The sequence below is a fragment of the Actinomadura sp. NAK00032 genome, from assembly GCF_013364275.1.
In the GTDB taxonomy this organism is placed as follows: Bacteria; Actinomycetota; Actinomycetes; order Streptosporangiales; family Streptosporangiaceae; genus Spirillospora.
In genome coordinates this window covers 1558790-1583364 of record NZ_CP054932.1, presented here as the reverse complement: position 1 = coordinate 1583364, position 24575 = coordinate 1558790, and the positions used below count along the sequence as shown (strand labels likewise).

The following is a 24575-nucleotide window of genomic DNA, read 5'->3' as shown; positions in this document are numbered from 1 at the left end:
CGGGGGGTCAGCGCGCGGTTCGGGCGAACTGGAGCGGCAGCAGGCGGAGGGGGGCGCCGGGGGTGGCCGTCGCCGTCGCGGGGCGGGTGCCGCAGAGGGCCTCCACGACGTGCGCGGCGAGCGCGTTGTCGATCGGGTGCGGGACGGGCGCGCCGTTGGCGTCGAGCTGCTGGTACTTCATCAGGTTGAAGGCGACCGACACCTGGCGCGCGCCGCCGGCGGACGACAGCGCCTGCGTGCCGGCCCCGAAGACGGCGCCGTCATGGCCCCAGAACGTCCCGCACGGCAGGTCGAGCGCGTAGATGCCGAGGCCGTAGTCCATCAGGACGTTGCCTTCGGCGTCCTGGACCGGGACGGTGCGCTTCATCTGCGCCAGCGCGTCCTTGCCGATGATGCGGCCGGTGAGGAGCTCGCGGTAGAAGCGGTTGAGGTCGTCCATGGTGGAGACCAGTGCGCCCGCCGTCCATGCCCAGCTCATGTTGTAGACGCTGTAGTCGCGCGGCGGTTTCACATGCTGGTACAGCGACTCGTACATACGCGGGTGGGGCTCGGCGATCCAGGGCGAGGACGGGAAGTAGGTGTCCTTGAGCCCGGCCTTCTCGATGACGTTGCGGGTGATGTACTTCTCCGCCTTGGTGCCCGTCACCTGCTCCAGGAGCCTTCCGGCGATGATGTAGTTGGTGTTGGAGTACGACCAGCGCTCCCCCGGCATCCCGGTGCGCGGCGCCTGCACGCCCCACGCGATGAGCTGCTCGGGCGGAACGTTCCGGAAGCGGTACTCGTCGAGGCTCTTCGGCGACAGCTCCGTCCACGACGGGAACGCCGTGCCGACGTAGTCGCCGATCCCGCTCGTGTGGTTCAGCAGCATGCGGACCGTGACCTGGTCGCCGAGCCGCCCCGGGAGCAGGCCCGGCAGGTAGTGCCCGACCGGCACGTCCAGGCCGATGCGCCCCTTCTCGGTCTCCTTGAGGACGGCGGCGGCGACGAACGACTTGGTGATGCTGCCGACCCGCTGCCGCATGCCGGGCTCGACCGGGCGGCGCGTGCGCACGTCGGCGACGCCGGACGCGCCGTCCCACACGGTGCGGCCGTCGCGGGCCTGGGAGAACAGCCCGTACATGCCCGCGTCGCGGGTGGCGTCCAGGGTGGCGCGCAGCTTCGCGTCGTCGAACGCCACGGTCGGCGGCCGGAGCGTCGTGGCGGCGGCCGGCGGGGTGCCCGGCGCGGCGGCCCGCGCCGGGGCCGGGACCACCATCAGCGCCAGTGCCGCGGCCGCAGCCGCGGCCCGCCCGAACCGCCTCGCCATCATCCCCAACTCTCCACGCACCGCAGGACGTCCAGAGGAAAGTGTCCTCGGCGATCAGCCGCCCTGTCATCCCAATACGTGAGAATTCGACGGCCCGGTTCACCGCGTGAACCGGGCCGCACTCAGGAGTTCACCTCAGCCGAGCAGGTCGGCGAGCGTCTCCCGGCGGGACGGGTGGCGCAGCTTGTGCATGCCCTTGGACTCGATCTGCCGGATGCGCTCGCGCGTCACCCCGTAGACCTTGCCGACCTCCTCCAGGGTCTTCGGCTCGCCGCCGGACAGCCCGAAGCGCATCGAGATGACGCCGGCCTCGCGCTCGGTGAGCGTCTCCAGCACCGCGTCCAGCCGCCCGCGCAGCATGGAGGACGCGACGACGTCGGCGGGGTCGCCGCCGTCGGGGTCCTCGATGACGTCGCCGAGCTCGCCGTCGCCGTCCTCGCCGAGCGGGGTGTGCAGCGACAGCGGCTCGCGGGCCTGCCGCCGCAGCCACTCCACCTTCTCGGGGGTGATGTCCAGCTCGACGGCCAGCTCCTGCGAGTTGGGCTCGCGGCCGAGGTCCTGCATCATCCGCCGCCGGACGCGCGTCATCCGGTTGAGGACCTCGACGACGTGCACGGGGATGCGGATGGTGCGGCTCTGGTCGGCCAGCGCGCGGCTGATCGCCTGCTTGATCCACCAGACGGCATAGGTGGAGAACTTCAGGCCGCGGCGGTACTCGAACTTCTCCACCGCGCGGATCAGCCCGAGGTTGCCCTCCTGGACGAGGTCGTTCAGCGGGAGGCCGTGGCCCATGTAGCGCTTGGCGAGCGACACGACGAGGCGGAGGTTCGCCTCGACCATGTGCTCCTTGGCGCGGCGCCCGTCGACGGCGATCCACTCCAGGTCCTCCTTGTCCTGGAGGGGGAGGTCGTCGCCGAGGGTTTCGAGACGTTCGCGGGCGAACAGGCCGGCCTCGATGCGCTTGGCCAGGTCGACCTCCTGCTCGGCGGTGAGCAGCGGGGTGCGCCCGATGCGGGACAGGTAGTCCTTCATCGGGTCGACGAGGTTCACGGTCGCGCGGGGGGACGCGCTCGGCGCGTGGCTGGCGTTCAGGGCGGTGTCCTTTGCTCGTCCGGCCGGGAGGGAACGGGTCACCCGATCTCGGTACCCGTCTGCCTTGCGACATAAACTTAGGACGAACCTAGAGATGTGTCAATGACAAACTTAGGTTGGTATGCGATGCTGTCCGCATGGGACTGCGGGAGATGAAGAAGCAGCAGACGAGGCAGAACATCTCGCACCAGGCGACGCGCCTCTTCCTGCGGCACGGCTTCGACCGGGTGACGATCGCCGACGTCGCGGCGGCGGCGCAGGTCGCGAAGATGACCGTCACCAACTACTTCCCGCGCAAGGAGGACCTCGCACTCGACCTGCACGAGGAGTTCACCGGCCTGCTCGCCCGCACGGTCGCCGCCCGCGCCCCCGGCGAGTCCGCGCTGGCCGCGCTGCGCCGCGCGTTCCTCGCGGCGGCCGACCGGCACGATCCGGTCATCGGCTTCTCCGGCCCGGACTTCGCCCGCATGATCGTCGAGAGCCCCGCGCTGGTCGCCCGCCTCCGCGAGTTCCACGAGGAGCGCGAGGACGCCCTCGCCGCCGCCCTCGCCGAGCAGACCGGCGCCGCCCCGGACGACCCCCTGCCCCGGCTGGTCGCCGCGCAGCTCGGCGCCGTCCACCGCTTCCTCTTCCAGGAGACCCTGCGCCGCACCCTCACCGGCGAGACCAACGACGAGATAGCCGCCGCCCTCACCAAGACGGCCCGCACCGCCTTCGACCTACTGTCCCCGTCCCTCAACGACTACGCGCGGCGCTAAAGCGCAGCGGGGTCTCGCGGCGCACCGCCTGGACGCCGCAAGACCCCGCCGGGTATCGGGTTAAGCCTCCTGGATGACCAGGAGGAGGTCGCCCGCCTGAACCGGGGTTGCCTCGGGGACGGCCAGACGGGTCACGGTGCCCGCCACAGGCGCGGTGATGGCGGCCTCCATCTTCATCGCCTCGATCGTGGCGACCACGTCGCCGGCGGCGACCGTGTCGCCCTTGGCGGCGCGGAGGGTCACCGAGCCGTCGAAGGGCGCGGCGACGTGGCCGGGTTCGGACGGGTCGGCGCGCTCGACCGGCGGCGCGTCCGAGACGACGGACTTGTCGCGGACCGACAGCGTGCGGAGCTGCCCGTTCACCGTGCAGATGACCTGCCGGACGCCCGCCTCGTCGACGTCGCCGACCGCCTCCAGCCCGGCGAGCACGCGGACGCCGGGTTCGAGGTCGAACGCGACCTCGTGCCCGGTGCGCAGGCCGTAGAGGAACGGGCCGGTGGGCAGGACGGAAAGGTCGCCGTAAGCGGCGCGTGCCTCGCGGTAGTCCTTCGCCGGGCCGGGGAAGAGGAGCCGGTCGAGGGTGTCGCGGACCTCTGGCCCGGCCAGGGCCTTCTCTTCTGCGCCGTCCAGTTCGGCCCTGGGCGGCGTGTATTGGCGTCCGGCAAGGGCCTTGGTGCGGAAGGGCTCGGGCCAGCCGCCCGGTGGGTCGCCCAGCTCGCCGTTGAGGAACCCGATGACGCTGTCGGGGATGTCGTAGCGCTCCGGGTTCGCGGCGAAGTCGTCGGGGTCGGCGCCTGCGGCGACGAGGTGCAGGGCCAGGTCGCCGACGACCTTGCTGGACGGGGTGACCTTCACCAGCCGCCCGAGGATGGCGTCCGCCGCCGCGTACAGCCGCTCGATCTCCTCGAAGCGGTCGCCGAGGCCGAGCGCGACCGCCTGCTGCCGCAGGTTGGACAGCTGCCCGCCCGGGATCTCGTGCCGGTAGACGCGTCCGGTCGGCGACGGCAGCCCCATCTCGAACGGCGCGTACAGCTTGCGGACGGCCTCCCAGTACGGCTCCATGACGGTCAGCGCGTCCAGGTCGAGGCCGGTCGCGTGGTCGGTGAAGTCGGTCGCGGCCACGATCGCCTGGAGGGGCGGCTGGCTGGTGGTGCCCGAAAGCGGTGCGGCGGCGCCGTCGACGGCGTCGACACCGGCTTCGATGGCGGCGATGTAGGTGCCGATCTGCCCGCCGGCCGTGTCGTGGGTGTGGAGGTGGACGGGCAGGTCGAACCGCTCGCGCAGCGCCTTGACGAGGGTGCGCGCGGCGGGTGCGCGGAGCAGGCCGGCCATGTCCTTGATGCACAGGATGTGGACGCCCGCCTCCACCAGCTGCTCCGCGAGCCGCAGGTAGTAGTCGAGCGTGTAGAGGTTCTCGCCTGGGGACGAGAGGTCGCCCGTGTAGCAGAGGGTGCCTTCGACCAGGGCGTGGGTCTGGAGGGCCGCGTCGATGGCCGGACGCATGGCCTCGATGTCGTTCAGGGCGTCGAACACACGGAAGATGTCGACGCCCGTACTGGCCGCCTCCTTCACGAAGGCGCGCGCCACGGAGTCGGGGTACGGGGTGTAGCCGACGGTGTTGCGGCCCCGCAGAAGCATCTGGATGCACAGGTTCGGGGCGGCCTCACGGATCGCGGCCAGCCTGTCCCAAGGCGATTCGCCGAGGAAGCGGAGCGCGACGTCGTACGTCGCCCCGCCCCATGCCTCGACGGAGAGGAGCTCAGGGGTCATGCGCGCCAGGTAAGGCGCGGCGGTGAGCAGGTCGTAGGTCCGTACTCGCGTCGCAAGGAGCGACTGGTGCGCGTCCCGGAACGTGGTGTCGGTGACGGCCAGGGCGCTCTGGTTGCGGAGCTGCTCGGCGAACGCGCGCGCGCCGAGGGCGAGGAGGCGGTCCCTCGACCCTTCGGGGAAGGGCGCGTCCATGTTGAGCGGCGGCAACTTCGTCGACGGGTCCAGGTCGGTCGGCGCGTCGCCGTGGGGCTTGTTGACGGTGACGTCCGCCAGGTACCGGACGAGCCGCGTCGCGCGGTCGCCGCTGGACCGGGCCGTCAGAAGGTCGGGGTGGTCGGCGATGTAGGACGTGGTGACGCCGCCCGCGCGGAAGTCGGGCTCGTCCAGCAGCGCCTGGAGGAACGGGATGTTGGACGCGACGCCGCGGATGCGGAACTCGGCGACGGCCCGGCGCGCGCGCCGCACCGCCTCCTCGAACGTCCGGCCCCGGCAGGTCAGCTTCACCAGCAGCGAGTCGAAGTGCGGGGAGATGATCGCGCCGCCGTAGGCGGTGCCGGTGTCGAGCCGCACCCCGGCGCCGCCCGGCGAGCGGTAGGCCGAGATCTTCCCGGTGTCGGGGCGGAAGCCGTTCGCGGGGTCCTCGGTGGTGATGCGGCACTGCACGGCGAAGCCGCTGACGGTCACGCCGTCCTGCGCGATGCCGAGGTCGGCGAGCGTCTCGCCGCCCGCGATGCGCAGCTGGCTCTGCACCAGGTCGACGCCGGTGACCTCCTCGGTCACGGTGTGCTCCACCTGGATGCGCGGGTTCATCTCGATGAACACGTGCTCGCCGCGGTCGTTGACGAGGAACTCGACGGTGCCCGCGTTCTCGTAGCCGATCTCGCGGGCGAACTTCACCGCGTCCTCGCAGAGGCGCTGCGCCGCGACGGGGTCGAGCCGGGGCGCGGGGGCGATCTCCACGACCTTCTGGTGGCGGCGCTGCACGGAGCAGTCGCGCTCGCGCAGGTGGACGATGTGGCCCTCGCCGTCCGCGAGGATCTGCACCTCGATGTGGCGCGGCCGGTCCACGGCCTGCTCCAGGAAGACGGTCGGGTCGCCGAACGCGCTCTCCGCCTCGCGGCGCGCGGTGTCGACGGCGGCCTCCAGCTCGTCGCGGTGGTCGACGCGGCGGAGCCCGCGCCCGCCGCCGCCCGCCGCGGCCTTGACGAACAGCGGGAAGCCGACCTCGTCGGCGGCCGCGAGCTCCTCGCCGGGCGCGGGGGTCGCCGAGCGCAGCACGGGCAGGCCGGCCCGGCGCGCCGCCGCGACCGCCTCGATCTTGTTGCCGGCCAGGCTGAGCACGCGGGACGGCGGGCCGACGAACTTGATCCCGTTGCGCTCGCACGCCTCGGCCAGCTCGGGGCTCTCGGACAGGAACCCGTAGCCCGGGTAGACGGCGTCGGCGCCCACCCGCAGGGCGGTCTCCACGATGCCGTCCACGTCGAGGTAGGCGCGGACGGGGTGGCCGTGCTCGCCGATCTCGTAGGCCTCGTCCGCCTTCTGCCGGTGCAGGGACAGCCGGTCCTCGTGCGCGTAGACGGCGACGCTGGCGATGCCGAGTTCGTAGGCCGCGCGGAAGGCGCGCACGGCGATCTCGCCCCGGTTGGCGACGAGCAGCTTTCTGATCAACGTATCTCTCCCCGGAGAAGGCATGGGCGCGTCGGATACCTACCCAGTTGAGCGGTCCGGCGAGCCTCGCACAGCGGCCCGGACGCGTGAACAAAGTGACAGATGACGCTTTGCGGGAAAAACGCGCAATTGTTCTCATGGTGGCGGGTTCCGCTTCCGGCCGCACTGGGTCCGGCCCCCGCAAACCCCCGGATCGCTAGGCTTTCGCCCTGTTTCGTGGACTGCGGGGAGGAGCAGCGGTGCGGCTGCCGGAACACTTGGAACTGCTCGTCGCGGACGAGCCCGTCCTCGACCTGTACGCGTCCCGTCCGTGGCGCGTCCCGGACGGGTTCTTCGACGAGGTCCGGGGCCGGGTGGACGCGCTCGCCGAGGACCCGCGCTGCGCCGGGTTCACCGTGGACGAGCACGGGCTGATGGACGCCCCCGCACCGCTGATCGTCGCCGAGATGATGGCCATGCTCGGCTTCCTGCCCGGCGGCGCGGCCGTCCTGTCCGGTTCTAGCGCGAAGCTGTACTACGAGGTCTTCGGCTCCTACATGCGCGAGCCGCTGGACCCGGGCGAGGACGACGTCGACTGGAGCGCCGGTGCGGGCGCCTTCCGGCCCTTCGACTGGCTGGAGGAGACCGGCGACCAGGAACTCGCCCTCACCCTGGCGCGCGAGGCGGCGGACGTGTTCAAGGGCCTGAAGCCGTTCGAGCGGCGGCGACGCGCCCTGCTCCGGCTGTTCGACGACCCGCCGCCCGGGAACTGGCTGGCGCTGCCCTTGGAGAAGCGGCGCGACGCGTGGGCCGCGCAGGCCGACGATGATGTCCTCGCCGTACTGCCCGAACTGGCCGGCCCCATCGGTTATCTGGAATGGGTGTGCTCAGGGCTGCTGCCCGTCCACGAGCACCTGCGCGAGGTAGCCCCGCACGGCGAGACCGCCGACGGGCTGCTCGTCCACTTGCTCCTCCAGGCGGGGCTCAAGCAGGTCCCGGCCGAACTGTCGGTCGTCCTCACCGAAGACAGGTACGGCGAACTGCTCGGACAATTCGAGGACGCCCGCAGCTCCTCCTTCGATCCCGACGAGTGGTGCTCGGACGAATGGGCGTGGCTCGGCCGCGCCCTCGGCGCCGGCGCCGCCGACGCCTGCCGGGGCTGGCTCGACATGGCGGCGCGCTTCACCGGCTGCGTCCAGGGCCTGCCCGGCCCGGCGCGCTCGCCCGACCCCGTGTGGCTCCCCGTCGGCGGGTTCCAGGACGACGTGCGCCGCCTGTTCACCCCGCGCCGCCGCGTCGCCAACCCGCTCGCCGCGAGCCTCGGCAAGGCCCCGGCGCGGCGGAGCGGCGGCGGCCCCGCCGAGATCGGGACGGACCTGATCGGGCAGCCGGACGTCGTCGCGGCGCTGGCGGACATCGCGGCGGGCGACGGCCCGGTCCGGCTGATGCTCGTCGGCCCGGACGGCACCGGCAAGCGGGACGCCGCCCAGGAGGTCGCCGAGCTCGTCCAGCGGCACGGCATCATGGAGCCGCCGCTGTGGCTGGCCGGCGACTTCTTCGCCGCCAAGGAGGTCTCCGCCGCGACCAGCCAGCTCTACGCCGAGGCCCGCGACTGCGCCGGCGTGCGGCTGATGGTCATCGACGGCCTGGACGACATGTCCCACGACACGCAGAGCGGCGAGGCCATCGTCGAGCAGCTGCACCGCACCCTGGACGCACATGACGACCTGCACGTCGTCGTCATGTGCGAGCCGGGAGGCGACGAACGGATCCGCGAGGTCAACCCTGCGCTGGCGCTGCGGTTCCAGATCGTCCCCACGCATCCGTTCAGCGCCGAGGGTCACGCGGAGCTGTTCAACCGTGCGATCCAGCAGCGCGGGGCGCGCGCGCACAAGCGCGCCCTGACCGCCGCCGGTGAGCTGCTCGTCCGCACGCCGCCCGTGCGGAACCTGCGCAACGCCCGCCTGGCCCAGCACCTCGCCGACACCGTCGTCGAGGCCGCCCGCGCACGGACGGAACCCGGTGCGGAGATCGTGGTGACGCACGCCGACGTGCCCCCCTCGTTCGACACCACCGGCGACGACCCGATGGCCGAACTCGCCGCCCTCACCGGGCTCGGCACCGTCAAGCAGGAGATCGAGCTGCTCGTCGCCGCCGCGAAGGCCGCGAGGATGCGCCGCGACGCGGGGCTGCCCGTCCCCGCGCCGCCCGCCCGGCACATGGTGTTCACCGGCAGCCCCGGCACCGGCAAGACCGTCGTCGCGCGGCTGCTCGCCCGCGTCCTGAAGGACCTCGGGGTCCTGTCGTCCGGGCACCTGGTCGAGACGTCCCGCGCCGGGCTCGTCGGCCGCTACGTCGGCGAGACCGCCGGGAAGACCCGCGCCGTCGTGCAGCGCGCCGTCGGCGGCGTCCTGTTCATCGACGAGGCGTACGCGCTGGCGCCGACGGGCTCGGAGGACGACTACGGGCCCGAGGCCGTCGCCGAGCTGCTGAAGGGCATGGAGGACCATCGGGACGACCTCGTCGTCATCGTCGCGGGGTACGAGCGCGAGATGCAGCGGTTCGTCGCGTCCGACCCGGGCCTGGCCTCCCGGTTCCCGGGCACCGTCCGGTTCCCCGACTTCAGCGACGCCGAGCTGATGGAGATCTTCACCGGGCAGGCCGCGGCCGCCGGGCTCGCGGTGTCGGACGGCGCGCGCGGCAAGGTCGCCGGCCTGCTGCGGCGCGCCCCGCGCGGCCGGGCCTTCGGCAACGCGCGCGTCATGCGCAACCTGTGCGAGCGCGCCACCGCGCTGCAGGCGCGCCGCGTCACCGCGCTGGACGCGCCCACCGCCGCCGACCTCGCCGACCTCCGCGCCGACGACATCCCGGACGGCCTCGGCGGCGCCACGCGGGTGCCGCCGGCCACCGACCCGCTCGCCGAGCTGGACGCCCTCATCGGGCTCGCGTCCGTCAAGGAGGAGGTGCGCCGGCTCGCCGCCGAGGCCCGCGCGGCCGACCTGCGGCGCGCCGCCGGGCAGCCGGTCGGCGCCCCGGCCCGGCACATGGTGTTCACCGGCAACCCCGGCACCGCCAAGACGACCGTGGCGCGGCTCGTCGCGTCCGTCTACGCGCAGCTGGGGCTGCTGTCGTCCGGGCACTTGGTCGAGGTGACGCGCGCCGACCTCGCCGGCGCCTACGTCGGCCAGACCGCGCCGCGCGTGCGGGCCGCCGTCGAGCAGGCCCTCGGCGGCATCCTGTTCATCGACGAGGCGTACGCCCTGGCCGGCGACGAGTACGGGCGGGAGGCCGTCGCGACCCTCGTCCAGCTGATGGAGGAGTACCGCGGCGACCTGGTGGTCATCGCGGCGGGCTACGAGCGCGAGATGGACGCCTTCCTGGACGCCAACTCCGGGCTGCGGTCCCGCTTCCCCAGGCGGCTGGCCTTCCCCGACTACTCCGACGGCGAGCTGGTCGCGATCTTCGAGCACCTCGCGGCGCGGGACGGGCTCCGGCCGGCGCCGGACGTCCCCGGCCGGCTCCGCGAGATCCTGCGGGACGTCCCGCGCGGCCCGTCGTTCGGCAACGGCCGCCTCATGCGCAACCTGCTGGACGACGCCCTGGCCGTGCAGGCCGGGCGGCTCACCGCGGCCTCCGGCCCGGAGGACCTGGCCGCGCTGGAGGCCGCCGACCTGCGGCCGCACGGGCCGGGCTCGTCCGGACCGTCCGAGAGCCCCGGCCTCTACCTGTAGCGCCGGTCGCCCGGAGCGCCGCTAATGCGCGCGGTGGGCCTGCCATAGGCGCAGGCCCACCAGCGCGACGGCCACCACGCCGCCGGCCAGGAAGCCCCCGATGAAGGTGGAGCGCGAGTCGTCCAGCGCGAAGACGATCCAGGCCGTGCACACGGCGGCGATGAGGGCGATGTAGCCGGCGAGGAAGAGATAGAAGCGCCTGCTCCAGTAGGTCGCCTGGGCCGGGGCCTCCGGCGGCAGGTCGAGCTCGCCCTCCAGGCCGAGCATGACCGCCTTGGGGCGCTTGAAGTACTCGAAGTGGAACCACGACCCGCACGGCTCCCAGCCGTCCGGCGCGAGGCGCTCGGCGACGGCGGCGCGGTTGCGGGGCAGCGCGGTCTCGCGGCGGTACTCCCAGCGCAGCGGGTGGTCGCCGGTGCGGCGGCTCACGAAGCGGCCGACGGAGTCGACGCGCTCGACCTCCCAGCCCTCGTCGCCGTAGCGGTTGAGCACCTCGCGCTCGTGGAACGCGTCGGCCCGCCACGTCCACGTCTCGGCCGAGGCCGGCGGGGCGGCGGCGCCGGCGGGGGCGCTGCCGGGCTCGCCCGCTCCCGCGAGCTGCGCGGCGAACTCGTCCGGCGTACCGAACTCCTGCTCCGGGTCGGTGCCGGACTCGGCCGCGAAGGCGGCCAGGTCGGCCACGGTCCGGGTGATCTCCTTCTCGGGGAGGCCGCGGCCGCGCAGGCGCCGCGTCAGTTCGTCGAAGTAGGGGTTGGTCATCGGTCCGCTCCCTGGGTGAGCATCTTCCGCACTGATTCGTCGAAGGCGAGCCACAGGCCGCTCTGCTCGGTGAGCGTCGCGCCGCCCGCGGCGGTGAGGCGGTAGTAGCGGCGGCCGGGGCCGCGGTCGGCGGCGCGGAACTCCGAGGAGACCAGCCCCGCCTCCTCCAGCCGGTTGAGGACGGGGTACAGCGTGCCGCCCTTGATCTGCCCCAGCCCGGCGTCGGCGAGGGTCTTGGCGATCTCGTACCCGTAGCTCTCGCCGCGGGTCAGCCCGGCGAGGACCAGCAGGTCGAGGACGCCCTTGAGCCAGCTGGCCCGGCGGTCGACGGCCATGTCCGACGGCACCTCCTCTTGGGTTTGCGCAACGATCTATACGGTAGGGCAACCTAGTTAGGAATACAACCTAGGTAGCGAGCCCAGTCTGTGGCACGGCGGGGCGGCCGGAACCGGACGCGCATAAACGGAACGATCACTCGGAATAGCCGGAAGGATCTTGCGGTTGCAACTACCGTGCGAACACCGGCGAACCGGGTAGCACCCATGTCCACGACCCATGGAGGTGAACCGTGCCCAGCAGCATCCCCCGCACCCGTTCCACCAACGGACGCAAACACGTGAAGACGACGTCGCTGCGCGCCCTCGCGGTGGCGGCCCAGCTGGAACGCAACCACGCCCTGGAGGGACCACCGGGCAAAGTGGACGGCCGGGAGGAGTCCCGCCCCGAGCGGCAGACTCCCGACCCGGCCTGACCTCCGCCCCCCGCACCCTCCGGCAGCTGGTCCGGTCCGGCCCGACCTGGTCTTGGTCGAGCATGTGACGCCGAACCCCCGTGCATCGCGCACGGGGGTTTCGTCGTCTCGCGGTCAGGGCCGGTCGGGGTGCATGTTGTACAGCGCCTGGACGGCGGCGCGCGCGCGTTCCGCCCCTACGCCGTCGACCATCGCGGCGAGGTGCTCCGCACCGAGGACGGCCAGAAGCGCATGCGCGGTGGCCTCCGCGTCCGTTTCACCCAGCTGGTCGAGAAGGATCGTCAGGTGCCGGTGCCAGAACCCGTAGGCGCCGATGCGGTAGCGCGCTCCCGGCGCGGCGGTCTCCGACATCCGCAGCAGGGAGAGGTGGTCCAGCGCGTAGTCGAGGTAGGCGTCGGCGAAGGCGTGCAGGCGGTCGGACGGCGGGACGGCCGCGTCCCCGGCGCCCGGGCCCAGCGGGGCCGGGCCGGAAAGGATCGCATCCTGCAGATCGCGCTCGCGCTGGTTCAGGAGGGCCGCCGCCAGGCCCGCCTTGTCGCCGAAGCGGCGGAAGAGCGTCCCCTTGCCGACGCCCGCCGCGGCGGCGACGGCGTCCATCGAGACCGACTCGACCCCCTGCCCGGCGAAGAGCCCGGCCGCCGCGTCCAGCACCTTCACGCGGTTGCGGGCGGCGTCGGCGCGCTCCTTGGGCGGCGGCGTCCGCATCAGTTCGAGGTCGACGCGCCGACCGCTCGCGGGTCCCCGGTCCATCGGCGCCTCCTCGTCGAAATCAACCGGACTATAGTCCTATTTGCGTCGACGAGCGCGCGGAGCGCCTACCATCGTGTGCCCAATAGTCTTGCCGCACGGTCTTGCGGACGAGCCGGAAGCGACGGGGAGCGAGTGGTGTGACGGACAGGACGATGCCGGACGCCCTTCCATTGAGGTCGGGCGACCCCACTGAGCTGGGCGGATACGAGATCCTCGGCCGCCTCGGCGAGGGCGGCCAGGGCGCGGTCTTCCTCGGTCGGCGGGTCGGCGCGACGGGACCGGTCCAGCCCGCCGACCACGTCGCGATCAAGCTGCTGCACGGCGGCCTCGCCGGCGACGAGTCGGCCCGCGCGCGCTTCGTCCGCGAGCTGGAGGTCGCCAAGCGCGTGGCGCGGTTCTGCACCGCGCAGGTGCTCGACGCGGACGTCGCGGGCGACCAGCCCTACATCGTCAGCGAGTACGTGCCGGGCCTGTCGCTGCACCATGTCGTGCGGTCGGAGGGCCCGCGCACGGGCGGCGCGCTGGAGCGCCTCGCCATCAGCACCCTGACCGCGCTCACCGCGATCCACCAGGCCGGCATCGTCCACCGCGACTTCAAGCCGCACAACGTCATGCTCGGCCCGGACGGCCCCCGCGTCATCGACTTCGGCGTGGCGCGCGCGCTGGGCGCGGCAGGCGAGACCCAGAACGTCGGCACGCCCGCCTACATGTCGCCCGAGCACTTCACGGGCGGCGAGGTCGGCCCCGCGTCCGACATGTTCGCGTGGGGCACGACGATGGGGTTCGCCTTCACCGGGCGTCCCGCGTTCGGGAACGACGAGATGGCCTCGGTCATGCACCGGATCCTGACCGGCGAGCCCGACCTCGGCGACCTGCCGGAACCGATGCGCGGACTCGTCCTGGCGTGCCTGGCCAAGGACCCGGCGCAGCGCCCGACCGCGCGCCAGGCGCAGGAGCGGCTGGTCGGCGCCGCCAGCGGGACGTTCGCGGCCGAACCGCCCGTCCCGCCGCCGCCCGCCTTCCCCGGTCTGCCCGCCGACGCGGCGGCCGAGCCCGGTGCGGGGGCGCCGCGGAGCTCGACGGACCCGCACGGCTCCCCGTCGGCGATGGCGGGCGCCCTGCTGCCCCCCGACCACGTCACGGACCCGTCCGCCCCCCGGAACAGGACGGCCCCGCAACCGCCGCCCTACGAGGAGCTGAACCCGCCGCCGGCCATGCCGGGCCAGGTGCACGGCGCACCACCGCCCGTCCCTCCCGTCCCGCCCGGCGCGCCGCACGGTCCGCACGGTCAGCACGGGCCTGAGGGCAGGAAGCGCGGACGCCTCATCGTGCCCATCGCGGCCGCGGCGGCGGTGGCCGTCGTCCTGGCGGGCGGTGCCGCCTGGGCCGCGACGAGGGGCGGCGACGACAAGGGCAGAGACCGGCAGACCGTCGCCTCCGACGAGAACCAGGCCGGACAGCAAGGCGGCGGGGCCACCGGCAGTGCGGGCAACGCCGCGCAGAACCCGTCCAAGCAGAAGTCCGGGCAGCCGCAGAGCAAGAAGAGCGGGAACCCCGCGTCCCCTGGCCCGTCCAAGAAGCCGGGGGCACCGCAGCAGCCGGGCCAGCCCGCGCCCACACCGGGCACCGGTGGCGGTGGCGGAGACGATGGCGGCGGAACCCCCGCCCGGGAGCCCGCCAACAAGTACACACCGCAGCAGGCGTGCAACAGCGGCGGCCACGGGAGCGGCTACTACGTGCAGCGGTCGCTGAGCGTCTCCGGTGGCAGGGCCTACCTGCTCTACAACAGCTCGGGCTACAACTGCGCGGTCACCATCAAGACGGTGAACGTCGGCAAGAAGTCGCCCGTGTCGGTGTGGATCCAGAAGAAGGGCGGCAGCTCGATCGCCGACAGCGGGTCGTTCGCCTGGTACGCGGGGCCGGTGTACGTGAAGGCGCCCGGGGTCTGCGTCAGGTTCGGCGGCAACGGCCGCAGCGCCCCCTACGGCAACTGCGGCTGAGCGAAAGGAAAAGGCCACCCTCGCGCCGGGGTGGCCTGTGTGCGATCTGGTGCCCGTCCGTACCGCGGCCGGGTCGACGTTCGGTGTTCCGGAGCCGACCCGCCGCCGTTCGGGCGTGCCCGTTCGTTGTGAGAGCCGTCAGTTACGGGAGGCGATGAGATGGTCGAAGTCGCCGTCCTTGGCTCCAAGGATCAGCGCCTCTATCTCCGGGCGGGTGTAAATCAAGGCGGGTCCGTCGGGATGACGGGAGTTGCGCATCGCCACCTGCCCGCCGGGCAGCTCGGCGATTTCCACACAGTTCCCCTGGGAGTTGCTTCGCGAGGACTTCAGCCACCGTGCTCCGAGGAGTTCGGCGGCCGGCATCCCGTTGTCGTAATCGGTCTGGAGCATCATGTCTCTCTGAGAAGATCACCGAGAAGCTCGACGGTGCGCTCCGGGGTCGCACTGTCGACGCACAGGCGTTCCATCGCCTGCAGATAGGTGTCGACGTCGTCGCGCTTGTCCAGGTACATCGCGCCGGTGAGGTTCTCGACGTAAACCACGTCCGGCAGGTCCTGCTCGGGAAAGCGCAGGATGGTGAAGGCCCCGCCCTCGGCCGCGTGGCCGCCGAACCTGAACGGCATGATCTGGATGGTGACGTTGGGCAGCTTCGACATCTCGATGAGGTGCTCGAACTGGCCCCGCATCACCTCCGGACCGCCGATGGGACGGCGCAGCGCGCCCTCGTCCACCACGGCCCACAGGCGCGGCGCGTCCGGGCCCGTGAGGCGTTCCTGACGTTGCAGGCGCAGTTCCACGCGCTGGTCGATCTCGTGTTCGGCGGCTCCGGCGTTGCCTAGGCGGATCACCGCACGCGCATACCCCTCCGACTGCAGCAGTCCCGGGACGAACTGCAGTTCATATGTGCGGATCAACGCCGCCGACTCCTCCAGGCCCACATAGGTCTGGAACCAGCCGGGCAGCACGTCGTTGTACCGGTGCCACCAACCGGGGGTGTTGGCCTCCCGCGCCAGTTGCAGCAGCGCCTCGCGCTCGGTCTTGTCGCTGACGCCGTACAACGTGAGCAGGTCGTCCACGTCACGTTCTTTGAAGCTGACCCGGCCGAGCTCGAGACGGCTGATCTTCGACTCCGACGCACGGATGACGTAGCCGGCGTCCTGACGGGTCACGCCCTTCTGCTCGCGCAGACGGCGCAGTTGCGACCCGAGCAGGATCCGACGGACCGTCGACCCGCTTCCCGGCGTCTCTGGAGTCACGCCCAACCTCCCGGCTATTCGGCGGACAGCGAACCTAGTGTGCCACTGGCCTGAGTGTCCTGCGGTTACCTCCGTTCACCCGCATGCGATCCGCGTCGCCCCACACCCACACAACCCGGATGCACGTGCATTGGGCCTTGCATTCGCACGCTACGATGCGCAGGATAACGCACGAGACTTCCGAGCCACGGCTGCACAACGAGATCACTCTGCGGGGTCCGGTGGAATGACGTCACGCCACGCGCACGACGACACGCGGTGGGAGCTCGGCCCCGTCGCGGGGCCGAGCGAGCCACGCGACCACGCTGGGCTGTCGACGCCCGTCCCCGAGTCGGTGAACCTGCCGCCGCGGCTCGACACGGCCGTCACGGCGCTGACCGAAATGCGGGGCTCCGCGGTGTCGTTCACCGTGCAGCCCGATCCGGAATCGGTCACCGAGGCCCGGCACTTCGCCGTCTCCCGCCTCGCCGAATGGGACCTCCTGGAACTCGCCGACGACGTCGGCCTCGTCGTCTCCGAACTCGTCACGAACGCGCTGCGGCACAGCGGAGGGGTGAACTCCAGCGGGCGGCCGGGCGTCGACGTGCACCGCGAGGGCGTGTACGGCGACCCGGCCGACCCGCTGGGCTCCGCACCGGCGGCGATAAGGCTGCGCCTGGGGCACGAGGCGCCCTGGCTGCTCTGCGCCATCATGGACGCCAGCCGCTCCGCGCCGCGCCGCAGGGAGCCCGACTACATCGCCGAGACGGGACGCGGCCTGCACCTCGTCGAGTCGTTCAGCGTCCGATGGGGGTGGCGGGGGCTCGACCACGGCAAGGTGGTGTGGGCACTGTTCCGTTCCCCGTGACGCAGGGCGTAACGGGGCGCGACGGGGGTAACTATCCATTTCCCCCGCGGGCACCTGGCACAGGGCCCGACGAGCCATGCGGATGAAAGGAGCACCTGTGGACTTCGCCGTCGAGCACCGCGTCGAGAAGGGCCTCACGGTCGTCAAGATCAGCGGTGAGATCGACGTCTTCACCAGCCCCCGGCTGCGCGAGGCACTGCTCGGCATCATCGACAACGGCGGCACCCAGCTCGTCATCGACCTCGGCGAGGTGACGTTCCTCGACTCCACCGGCCTCGGCGTGCTGGTCGGCATCTACCACCGGCTCCGCGCGCGCGACGGCTCGATGTCCTTCATGGGTGTCAACGACCGGGTGCGCCGGGTCTTCCACGTCACCCAGCTCACCAAGATCTTCGTCCTGCACCGCTCCCTGGAGGACGCGATAGCGGCCCACGAGGCCGCCACCTCCTGACCCGCCGCTCCCCACAGAGTCCCCGCCCTCCCGCCTCCCCGCCCTCCCGCCTCTTCGCCCTCCCGCCCGGAACGAACCCCCGCTTCCGCTCCCATTCGTCCGCTCTTGTCCGGCTTTGTTGACCTGGTTATCCACAGGTCGACGCGAACGCGACCGTGGCCGGACGCACCCGGTACGGTGAGACCGAGATCAAGCCCGCCGCCCGGGCACGTCCCGCCGACGCGCGCGGTGCTGTCCGCCAGCCGACCCATCGAACGGACGGGAGCGCTCCGTGGCAGAACAGCCGCTGCATGAGCACACGCTCGGCAATGGCCTGCGCGTGGTGGTCTGCGAAGACCACGTCATACCACTGGCCGCCGTGAACATCTGGTACGGGGTGGGCTCACGGCACGAGCGGTCCGGCCGGACCGGCCTCGCCCACCTCTTCGAGCACCTGATGTTCCAGGGCTCCGCGAACGTCGCCGAAGGCGAGCACGCCGCGCTGCTGGAGAGCGCCGGCGCCGCGTTCAACGCCAGCACGTCGTTCGAGCGCACGAACTACTACGAGACGGTGCCGGTCAGCCACCTGGAGCTCGCGCTCTGGCTGGAGGCCGACCGGATGGGCACGCTGCCCGCCGCGCTCACCCAGGCCAACCTCGACAACCAGCGCGACGTCGTGAAGAACGAGCGCCGCCAGCGCTACGACAACCAGCCCTACGGGACGGCCTTCGAGCGGCTGTGCGCGCTGACGTTCCCCGGCGGCCACCCGTACGCGCACACGCCGATCGGCTCGATGGACGACCTCGACGCCACCACCCTCGACGACTGCGCCGACTTCTTCGCCACCTGGTACGCGCCCGGCAACGCCGTCCTGTCCGTCGTCGGCGACGTCGACCCGGCCGCGACCATCGCGGCGGTCGAGCGCTACTTCGGCGGCCTCCCGGCCGGCCCGGCCAAGCCCGCCGCCCGCCCCGGCGAGCTCGGCCCGCTGGCCGGCGTCCGCGAGGAGACCCTCACCGAGGACGTCCCCTCCCCCGCCTACTTCGCGATGTTCACGCTGCCGACCGACGGCGGTGACGACGTCGAGGCCGCCGAGCTGGCCGTGGAGATCCTCGGCGGCGGCTCCGGCTCCCGGCTCTACGACCGGATGGTCCGCCGCGACCAGATCGCCACCGAGGTCTGGGCCGGGGTGACCCGGCTGGCCTCCGGCCCCTCGCTGGCGATCGTCGACGCCATCGGGCCGGAACCGGACAAGATCGCCGCCGTGCTGGACGAGGAGCTCGAGCGCTTCGCCGCGCACGGCCCGGACGCCGACGAGACCGCCCGCGCCACCGCGCAGGCCGAACGCGGCTTCCTGGAGCAGACCGAGACCGTGACCGGCCTGGCCAACGCGCTGTCGCAGAACGCCACCCAGTTCGGCGACCCGGCCCGGGTCTTCACCGCCCCCGGCCGCGCCGCCGCGGTCACCGGCGACGCGATCAAGGAGATGGCGGGCCGCTGGCTGGCCCCCGGCGCCCGCACCGCCCTGACCTACGGAGGCACCTCGTGAGCAGCGGCCTGGCACTGCAGCCCCGTCCCGTCCCCGGCCCGGCCCCGGCCTGGGTGTTCCCGTCCGGCGTCGAGGGCCGCGTCCCGGCCGGCCCCGCGACGCTCCGCTGCGACCTGCCCGGCCGCCGGCTCGCCGCGGTCCGGCTCGTCCTGCACGCGGGCGCGGGCCGCGAGCCCGCCGGCCTGGACGGCGTGGCGACCCTCGCCGCGCACGCCCTGATGGAGGGCACCGAGCCCGGCGGCGGCACCGCGCTGACCGCCGCGTTCGAGCGGCTCGGCGCCAGCTTCTACGCGACCGCCGACCTCACCGCGCTGCGCATCGCGCTGGACGTCCCGACCTCCCGCCTCGGCGCCGCCCTCGACCTGTTCTCCGGCGTCGTGCGGCGCCCCGCGCTCGACGACGCCGACGTGCGCCGGCTCGTCCGCGAGCGCCTGGAGGAGATCGCCCAGGAGGACGCCGACCCCGGCTCGCGCGCCATGCGCGAACTGCGCGCGGTGATGTTCCCGGCCGAGGCCCGCGCGTCCCGTCCGACGGGCGGCGACCGCACCTCGGTCGGCGCGCTGCAGGGCTCCGACATCCGCGCCTTCTACGGCTCCATCGTCCCCGCCGAGGCCACCGCCGTCGTCGCGGGCGACCTCTCCGGGACCGGCGCCGACGCGTCCCTCACCGCCGCCCTGGAGTCCTGGGCGGCCACCGGCGAGCCGCTGCCCACCGCCGACCGCGTCCTGCCCGACTCGGCGGCGCGCATCGTCGTCGTCGACCGCCCCGGCTCCGTCCAGACCTACCTCAGCTTCGGGCACGGCGTCCCCGACCGCTCGCACCACGACTGGCCGTCCCTGACGGTCGCGGCCCACGTCCTCGGCGGCGGCCTCACGTCCCGTCTGAACGCGGTGCTGCGCGAGGAGAAGGGCTACACCTACGGCATGCGCGCGGGCCTGCTGCGCATGCGGCACTGCGGCCTGTTCATCGCGCAGGGCTCCGTCCACACCGAGGTCACCGCCGACGCCGTCGGCGACGCCCTGACCGAACTGCGCAGCATCGTCACCCGGGGCATCGACGCGGAGGAGCACGGCCTCTCCGTCCGCGCCCTGGCCGACCGCGCGCCCGCCGAGTACGAGACGGCCCGCGCGGTCGCCGCCGAACTCGCCGACGCGTCCGCGAACGGCCTCGGCACCGGCTACCCGAGCGCCTACCTGGCCGCCGTCCGCGCCTCCACCCCCGACGGAGTGGCCCGCGCCTACCGCAAGCACGTCGACCCCGAGGCCCTCACCGTCATCGCCGTCGGCGACGCCTCCAAGATCCGCGAACCTTTGGAGCAACTCGGCTACGCCCCGGTCACCGTCACCACCAAGGAGAACTGACTCCACCCGCCGGGAAGCCCAGCACCCGCCCCCGCCTCCAGCGAGCGGCGTCCCGCCGGGCATCCCGCAACGCCCCGCAGGCCACCCTGGAAGGGTGTCTCCGGCCCCCGGCCGGAGACACCTCAACGGCTCCACCGCACAACCGACACCGAACGACACCTTCACCTCAGCGCGGGCCCACTCACCATGCCCACTCACCGCCGACCGCGAACCAGGCTCGAACGCCGACCTCGAAACCCGGCATCGGACGCCGGCCCCGAACACCGGCCCCGAACGCCGGACTCGGACGCCAGCCCAGGACGCCGGCCCCGGACGCCAGCCCCGAACACCGGACTCGGACACCGGCCCCGAACACCGGCCCCGAATGCCGGCCCCGAATGCCGGCCTCGAAACCCGGACTCGGATGTCGCCGGAGCCTCAGGGCCGACGGCGGGAGGGGCTGCGCGTTAGGGGCGGAGAGAAATAGTGTCGGGCTTCCGCTTCGGGGGTGAACCGATGGCATGGTGAAGTAGGTCTAACTTGCGTGGCCCGGGGCGGGCGCGGTGGGCTGGGGCGGGGAGAGCGTCCTCGCGAACTGGAGAAGGGAACGGCCGGTGTCCTACGGGCAGATGGCGGGTGGCGGGCCGTCCGTCGACACGATCCTCGCGGAGCCGAACTGCAAGCCGGGCGGGGTCGTGGCGGGCAAGGTCCACCTGCGCGGCGGGCCCGGGCCCGTGGAGATCCGGCACGTGACGCTCGCGCTCATGCCGCGCATGCAGAACGGCTACGGCGGCGAGACCGCGGGCCCCGAGGTGTACCGGGGCGCGCTCACCCGCCGCTTCCGGCTGGACCCGGCGCAGCAGCGCGACCTCGCGTTCTCCATCCCGCTGCCGTACGAACTGCCGTTCACGACCGTCCTCGGGCACGAGCTGCCCGGCTTCACGATCGGCATGTGCACCGAGGTCGACGCCGTCGGGCAGCCCGACCCGGGCGACATCGACCCGATCTCGGTGGAGCCGCTGGAGTCCCAGCAGTGGGTGCTCGCCTCGATCGCGCGGCTCGGCTTCCAGATCACCAACGTGACGTTCGAGTCGTCGAAGCTGCGCGGCGTCGCCCAGCAGCTGCCGTTCCACCAGGAGATCCACCTCAACCCGCCGACCGCGTACCAGGGGCGGGTCGACAAGGTCGGGCTGAGCTTCGTCGCCAGCCCGCGCAGCATGGCCTTCGTCCTGCGCGCGGAAGACCGTGACGCTCCACAAGACGAGTCGTTCGGCGTGTTCCAGGTCGCGCACGCCGAAGCCGCCGAGACCGACTGGAACGCCAAGATCGGCGAATGGCTGGAGGCCGCCGCCGCACTGCCGCGCTCGTCCGGCCCCGGCGGGGGAAGCGACGGCCGGGCGCCGCTGCCCCCGCCCGGCGGCGCGCCCTTCCCGCCACCGCCCCCAGGTGAGGCCCCGTCTTACGGGCAGGCCGGCAACGCACAGTTCCCGCCCCCGGCACCCGCCCCCGGCGAGGCACCGGCCGCCTACTCTCCCGACCCCGGCTACCCGGGCGGTCCGAGCCCCGCGTACCCACCCCCGGGCGCCCCCGCGCACGCAGCGCACTCCCCCATGCCCCCCGGCCCCGGAGCACCGCCTCCCCCCGGCCACCTGCCCTACGGCCAGCCCCCGCCACCCGGCGGAGCACCCGCGCCAATGGCGCCGCCGCCCGGTCCGTTGGAACACGGCCACACGCCACCTCCGCTTCCCGGTCAGATGGGGCACGGCCACACCCCACCGCCGGCACCCGGCGGAGCACCTGGGCCGATGGCGCCGCCGCCCGGCCCGATGGGGCACGGCCACACCACTCCCCCTCCCGGGGCATTCGCCGGGCCGGCGTCCGCTCCCCACGGAACCGTGCCGCCGCCCGCGCCGCCGGGGCCCGGCGGCATGCCCGGCCACCCCGCTCCGCCGCACGGCGCCCCGCCGCCCCCGGCGCCCGGCGGTCCGTATCCACCGGCGCCGGGCCACGCGGGCCCGCCGCCCGCCTACCCGCCCGCGGCGCACGGCCACCCCGCGCCGCCGCCGGCCCACGTCCACCACGGCTACCACGGGCATCGCGGCCACCACGGCATCGCCGCGGCGGGCCTCGTCGGCGGTGCCGCAGCGGCCGGTGTCGCGGGAGGCATGGCCTTCGGCGCCATGGGCGACGTCGCCGGGCAGGCCGCGAACGTGGCGGGCTACGTCGCGGGCGCCCCGGTGGACGCCTTCGGCAACGCCGTCGCCGGATACGCCGGGAACGTCGCCGGCGGCATGATCGCGGACGCCGCCGGCGGCGTCGCCGGGGACATCGCGGGCGATGTGGCCGGCGAGATCGCGGGCGGTGCCGCCGAGATCCTCGGCGGCCTGCTCGGCGGCCTCTTCGGCTGACCGCCCGCACCGAAAATCACGGGACCTTTCGGACGAGATACGCCGCCATCTCGTCCAATCCGGCCACGGATGGTTATCGTCGAAGGCGCAGCCGCTTCCCGAGGAGTCACATGACCACCGTGATCCTGGTCCTGCTCTGCCTTGCGATCGCCGGACGCGAGCTCTACCTGGCGTCCGACAAACGGCTCCCCCGCGCCCAGGCGGAACTTGGCCGGCTGCGCAGGCAGCTCGACGACCTCGCCAGAGACCACGAGGCCCTCAAGACGGTGGTGGACGAGGCGACGGAGCCGGCGGGCATCCCCATCCCGCCGCCGGAGCCGCCCACCGAGATCCTCGAACGGCTCGACTCCGCCGTCGGGCGGGTGGAGCGGCTGGAGAAGCAGTTCGGCGACATCTCCGGGGACCTGGCCGGCGCCGACCTCGACCGCGACGCCCAGCGCGCCCTGGCCCGCTCCCTCGACGCCGTGGAGCAGGACGTCCTCGAACTGCACCGCGAGATGCTCGACCGGCTGGACCGCGAGGAGGGCGTCGTCACCGGCGTCCTGCTCAGCGAGGAGGGCGAGAACGAGACGCTGCTCGCCGAGGCGTACGAGAAGTGCGCCGCCGAGTGCGGGCTGCGCGTCCGCATCCGCGACCAGCGCTCCGCGCAGGCGACCGGCACCTACTGGGGCACGGTCTACCACATGTCGGGCAGGCGCCCCGATGTCCTCGCCGAGGACCTGTTCTCCTACGTCCGCGCCCTCTACGACCCGCGGGACGAGTCCGCCGTCAACGCGCTGCTCACCGAACTGGCGTCGCTGCGCGGCGGCGGCATCGCGCAGTTCGGCCCGTTCGTCGCGGTGGGCACGCCGAGCGCGCTCCTGTGCGGCGTGCTCCCGGACGACGAGAGCACGCCGCCGACCGAACCGTGGCAGCTCGTCGACCGCATCCGCGAACTGCCCGCCGACCGGCAGCGCGACCTGTCCTGGCTGCGCCCCGACGAGTGATCACGGGCGGACGAACAGGGCCGCGCCCTCCTCGTCCACCCCGAACGCCAGCAGGCAGCGCGGCACCCGCGCCGCGTCGATCCGCAGGCAGAGTCCGAGCCGCAGGTCCGGGTCGACGACCACGACCTGCCGCAGCGCCCGCAGCGCCCGCCGCACCCGCACCCGCGTCTCCGGACGCCCCGGCTCGTGCAGCGTCCCGGTGACGACCCGGTCCGCGTACCGCCACAGCGCCGCCGAGTCGAGCACCCGCACGCCCGCCTCGGTGAGCTTCGCGACGACCACGACCCCGCCGTCGTCGTCCTCCGCCCCCGGCGGCACCGGCAACGCGCCCTCACCCGACAGATCCCGCGGCGCCCTCGGCCCGCCCACCGCGCGGTGGTAGCGCAGCGGGTCCAGCGTGTCGATGACGAGGGCACCCGCGTAGGGCCTGGACGCGCGCGGCGGCGCGGCCCGCCCCGGCATGGGCGACCGCACCGGACGCCTGCCCTGATGCGCGCTGAGGTCGAACACCATTCCGGCGTCGTCCAGCCAGGCGGGCACCCCGAGGCTCGCCGCCGCCGTCCGGTCGAGCGCGCCGACCGCCATATCGCTCCGTCGCGACAGCGCCGAGGCGATCCCGAGCCCCGGGAACGCGCTCTCCAGCACCGCCAGCATCGCCCGCCACGTCGTACCGCCGACGAACTCGCCCACGAACGCGTCCGCCACGTCCCCGCGCCGCCCGGGCTCGGCCACGTCCCCCTGCCGCGGCGCCGGCACGCGCACCGCCGGCGGCTCCGCCGACAGTCCCTTCACCGGCAGGAACGGCTCGTCCTGCCCCGGCCCCGGCCTGGTCTCCCGCTCCGACTCACCGCCGCCCTGCGAGGAGCCGAACGCCTCCGGCGGCTCCTCCCCAGCACCGGCCGCCCCTTCCGACTCGCCTGGACGACCACCGGCCTCGTAAGGCGTCCACGAGGCCCCGCCCTCCCCCGACTCACCCGAAGGCACCGAACCATGCGGAGCCCACATCGGCGTCAACGGTTCCTCGCCTGCCCCGCCACCGGACCCGTAAGGCGTCCAAACCTCCGACGATCGGCTCGGGGACTCACTCGATGACCGCCCACCTTCACGGGAGTCCGCCTCTGCGGTCCCCGGCGGCCCGGCGGGCGCATCGTGCGGCGTCCAAGCTTGTGAAGCCCCGGACGCCCCCTCACCCGCT

The 24575-nt window shown here is 73.3% G+C and carries 18 protein-coding genes and 1 pseudogene; 10 read left to right on the top strand and 9 right to left on the bottom strand.

From position 1 onward, the window contains the following. Positions 1-7: 7 nt before the first annotated feature. The gene (locus HUT06_RS07475; RefSeq protein WP_217711237.1) at positions 8-1309 is read right to left on the bottom strand and encodes a serine hydrolase; all 1302 of its coding nucleotides are present in this window, start codon (positions 1307-1309) and stop codon (positions 8-10) included. 132 nt (positions 1310-1441) lie between these two features. Beyond that, positions 1442-2344 (bottom strand): annotated as a pseudogene (locus HUT06_RS07470) (RNA polymerase sigma factor); the annotation flags it as partial. A gap of 191 nt (positions 2345-2535) precedes the next feature. On the opposite strand from HUT06_RS07470, the gene HUT06_RS07465 reads away from it, so the two are divergent. After that, positions 2536-3156, top strand: coding sequence for a TetR/AcrR family transcriptional regulator (locus tag HUT06_RS07465; RefSeq protein ID WP_176195038.1), 621 nt, complete (start codon positions 2536-2538; stop codon positions 3154-3156). A 60-nt stretch (positions 3157-3216) separates the two neighbouring features. On the opposite strand, the gene HUT06_RS07460 is transcribed toward HUT06_RS07465, so the two are convergent. After that, entirely contained in the window at positions 3217-6594 is a 3378-nt protein-coding gene (locus tag HUT06_RS07460; protein WP_176195037.1) for a pyruvate carboxylase, read from the bottom strand. 239 nt (positions 6595-6833) lie between these two features. Here HUT06_RS07460 and HUT06_RS07455 point away from each other — a divergent pair, with 239 nt between their 5' ends. Continuing rightward, complete coding sequence (locus HUT06_RS07455) at positions 6834-10304, top strand: AAA family ATPase (protein WP_176195036.1); 3471 nt, start codon at positions 6834-6836, stop codon at positions 10302-10304. A gap of 21 nt (positions 10305-10325) precedes the next feature. Here HUT06_RS07455 and HUT06_RS07450 read toward each other — a convergent pair whose 3' ends face one another. Together HUT06_RS07450 and HUT06_RS07445 are read right to left on the bottom strand one after the other, a co-directional pair. After that, positions 10326-11063: a hypothetical protein gene (locus HUT06_RS07450; protein ID WP_176195035.1), complete on the bottom strand. Its 738-nt coding sequence runs from the start codon at positions 11061-11063 to the stop codon at positions 10326-10328. Next, the gene (locus tag HUT06_RS07445; protein WP_176195034.1) at positions 11060-11398 is read right to left on the bottom strand and encodes a PadR family transcriptional regulator; all 339 of its coding nucleotides are present in this window, start codon (positions 11396-11398) and stop codon (positions 11060-11062) included. Before HUT06_RS07445 ends, HUT06_RS07450 begins: the two co-directional genes overlap by 4 nt. Positions 11399-11631: 233 nt before the next feature. Here HUT06_RS07445 and HUT06_RS07440 point away from each other — a divergent pair, with 233 nt between their 5' ends. Then, positions 11632-11814, top strand: coding sequence for a hypothetical protein (locus tag HUT06_RS07440; RefSeq protein WP_176195033.1), 183 nt, complete (start codon positions 11632-11634; stop codon positions 11812-11814). Between the two features lie 114 nt (positions 11815-11928). Here the strand turns inward: HUT06_RS07440 and HUT06_RS07435 are convergent, their stop codons facing one another. Then, positions 11929-12564, bottom strand: coding sequence for a TetR/AcrR family transcriptional regulator (locus tag HUT06_RS07435; protein ID WP_176195032.1), 636 nt, complete (start codon positions 12562-12564; stop codon positions 11929-11931). Positions 12565-12701: 137 nt separating this feature from the next. Here HUT06_RS07435 and HUT06_RS43750 point away from each other — a divergent pair, with 137 nt between their 5' ends. Then, positions 12702-14564, top strand: a complete 1863-nt coding sequence (locus tag HUT06_RS43750) for a serine/threonine-protein kinase (protein ID WP_254715035.1) — start codon at positions 12702-12704, stop codon at positions 14562-14564. A gap of 138 nt (positions 14565-14702) precedes the next feature. Here the strand turns inward: HUT06_RS43750 and HUT06_RS07425 are convergent, their stop codons facing one another. Together HUT06_RS07425 and HUT06_RS07420 are read right to left on the bottom strand one after the other, a co-directional pair. Continuing rightward, the gene (locus HUT06_RS07425; RefSeq protein WP_176201204.1) at positions 14703-14954 is read right to left on the bottom strand and encodes a DUF397 domain-containing protein; all 252 of its coding nucleotides are present in this window, start codon (positions 14952-14954) and stop codon (positions 14703-14705) included. Further along, on the bottom strand, positions 14954-15820 hold the full coding sequence (locus HUT06_RS07420) for a helix-turn-helix transcriptional regulator (RefSeq protein WP_171069264.1): 867 nt from the start codon (positions 15818-15820) through the stop codon (positions 14954-14956). Before HUT06_RS07420 ends, HUT06_RS07425 begins: the two co-directional genes overlap by 1 nt. A gap of 226 nt (positions 15821-16046) precedes the next feature. Here HUT06_RS07420 and HUT06_RS07415 point away from each other — a divergent pair, with 226 nt between their 5' ends. The 6 genes from HUT06_RS07415 to HUT06_RS07390 all read left to right on the top strand — a co-directional run bounded on the left by HUT06_RS07415 (position 16047) and on the right by HUT06_RS07390 (position 23380). After that, a complete protein-coding gene (locus HUT06_RS07415) occupies positions 16047-16667 on the top strand; it encodes an ATP-binding protein (RefSeq protein ID WP_254715034.1) in 621 nt (206 codons plus the stop codon). A gap of 97 nt (positions 16668-16764) precedes the next feature. Beyond that, positions 16765-17118 (top strand): STAS domain-containing protein, encoded by a 354-nt coding sequence (locus HUT06_RS07410; protein WP_176195031.1) that lies wholly within the window; start codon positions 16765-16767, stop codon positions 17116-17118. A 271-nt stretch (positions 17119-17389) separates the two neighbouring features. Beyond that, positions 17390-18646, top strand: coding sequence for a pitrilysin family protein (locus HUT06_RS07405; RefSeq protein WP_176195030.1), 1257 nt, complete (start codon positions 17390-17392; stop codon positions 18644-18646). Next, positions 18643-20007 (top strand): pitrilysin family protein, encoded by a 1365-nt coding sequence (locus tag HUT06_RS07400; protein WP_176195029.1) that lies wholly within the window; start codon positions 18643-18645, stop codon positions 20005-20007. The genes HUT06_RS07405 and HUT06_RS07400 overlap by 4 nt, the downstream gene beginning before the upstream one ends. 593 nt (positions 20008-20600) lie before the next feature. Then, a complete protein-coding gene (locus HUT06_RS45145) occupies positions 20601-22394 on the top strand; it encodes a sporulation protein (RefSeq protein WP_176195028.1) in 1794 nt (597 codons plus the stop codon). A 110-nt stretch (positions 22395-22504) separates the two neighbouring features. Continuing rightward, complete coding sequence (locus HUT06_RS07390) at positions 22505-23380, top strand: hypothetical protein (RefSeq protein WP_176195027.1); 876 nt, start codon at positions 22505-22507, stop codon at positions 23378-23380. Here HUT06_RS07390 and HUT06_RS07385 read toward each other — a convergent pair whose 3' ends face one another. Then, a complete protein-coding gene (locus HUT06_RS07385) occupies positions 23381-24364 on the bottom strand; it encodes a hypothetical protein (protein WP_176195026.1) in 984 nt (327 codons plus the stop codon). Positions 24365-24575: the final 211 nt, after the last annotated feature.

Coding starts and splice junctions, on each gene's coding strand:
- HUT06_RS07475 (WP_217711237.1), bottom strand. CDS start 1,309: ATGATGGCGAGGCGGTTCGGGCGGGCCGCGGCTGCGGCCGCGGCACTG.
- HUT06_RS07465 (WP_176195038.1), top strand. CDS start 2,536: ATGGGACTGCGGGAGATGAAGAAGCAGCAGACGAGGCAGAACATCTCG.
- HUT06_RS07450 (WP_176195035.1), bottom strand. CDS start 11,063: ATGACCAACCCCTACTTCGACGAACTGACGCGGCGCCTGCGCGGCCGC.
- HUT06_RS07445 (WP_176195034.1), bottom strand. CDS start 11,398: ATGGCCGTCGACCGCCGGGCCAGCTGGCTCAAGGGCGTCCTCGACCTG.
- HUT06_RS07435 (WP_176195032.1), bottom strand. CDS start 12,564: ATGGACCGGGGACCCGCGAGCGGTCGGCGCGTCGACCTCGAACTGATG.
- HUT06_RS07425 (WP_176201204.1), bottom strand. CDS start 14,954: ATGCTCCAGACCGATTACGACAACGGGATGCCGGCCGCCGAACTCCTC.
- HUT06_RS07415 (WP_254715034.1), top strand. CDS start 16,047: ATGACGTCACGCCACGCGCACGACGACACGCGGTGGGAGCTCGGCCCC.
- HUT06_RS07390 (WP_176195027.1), top strand. CDS start 22,505: ATGACCACCGTGATCCTGGTCCTGCTCTGCCTTGCGATCGCCGGACGC.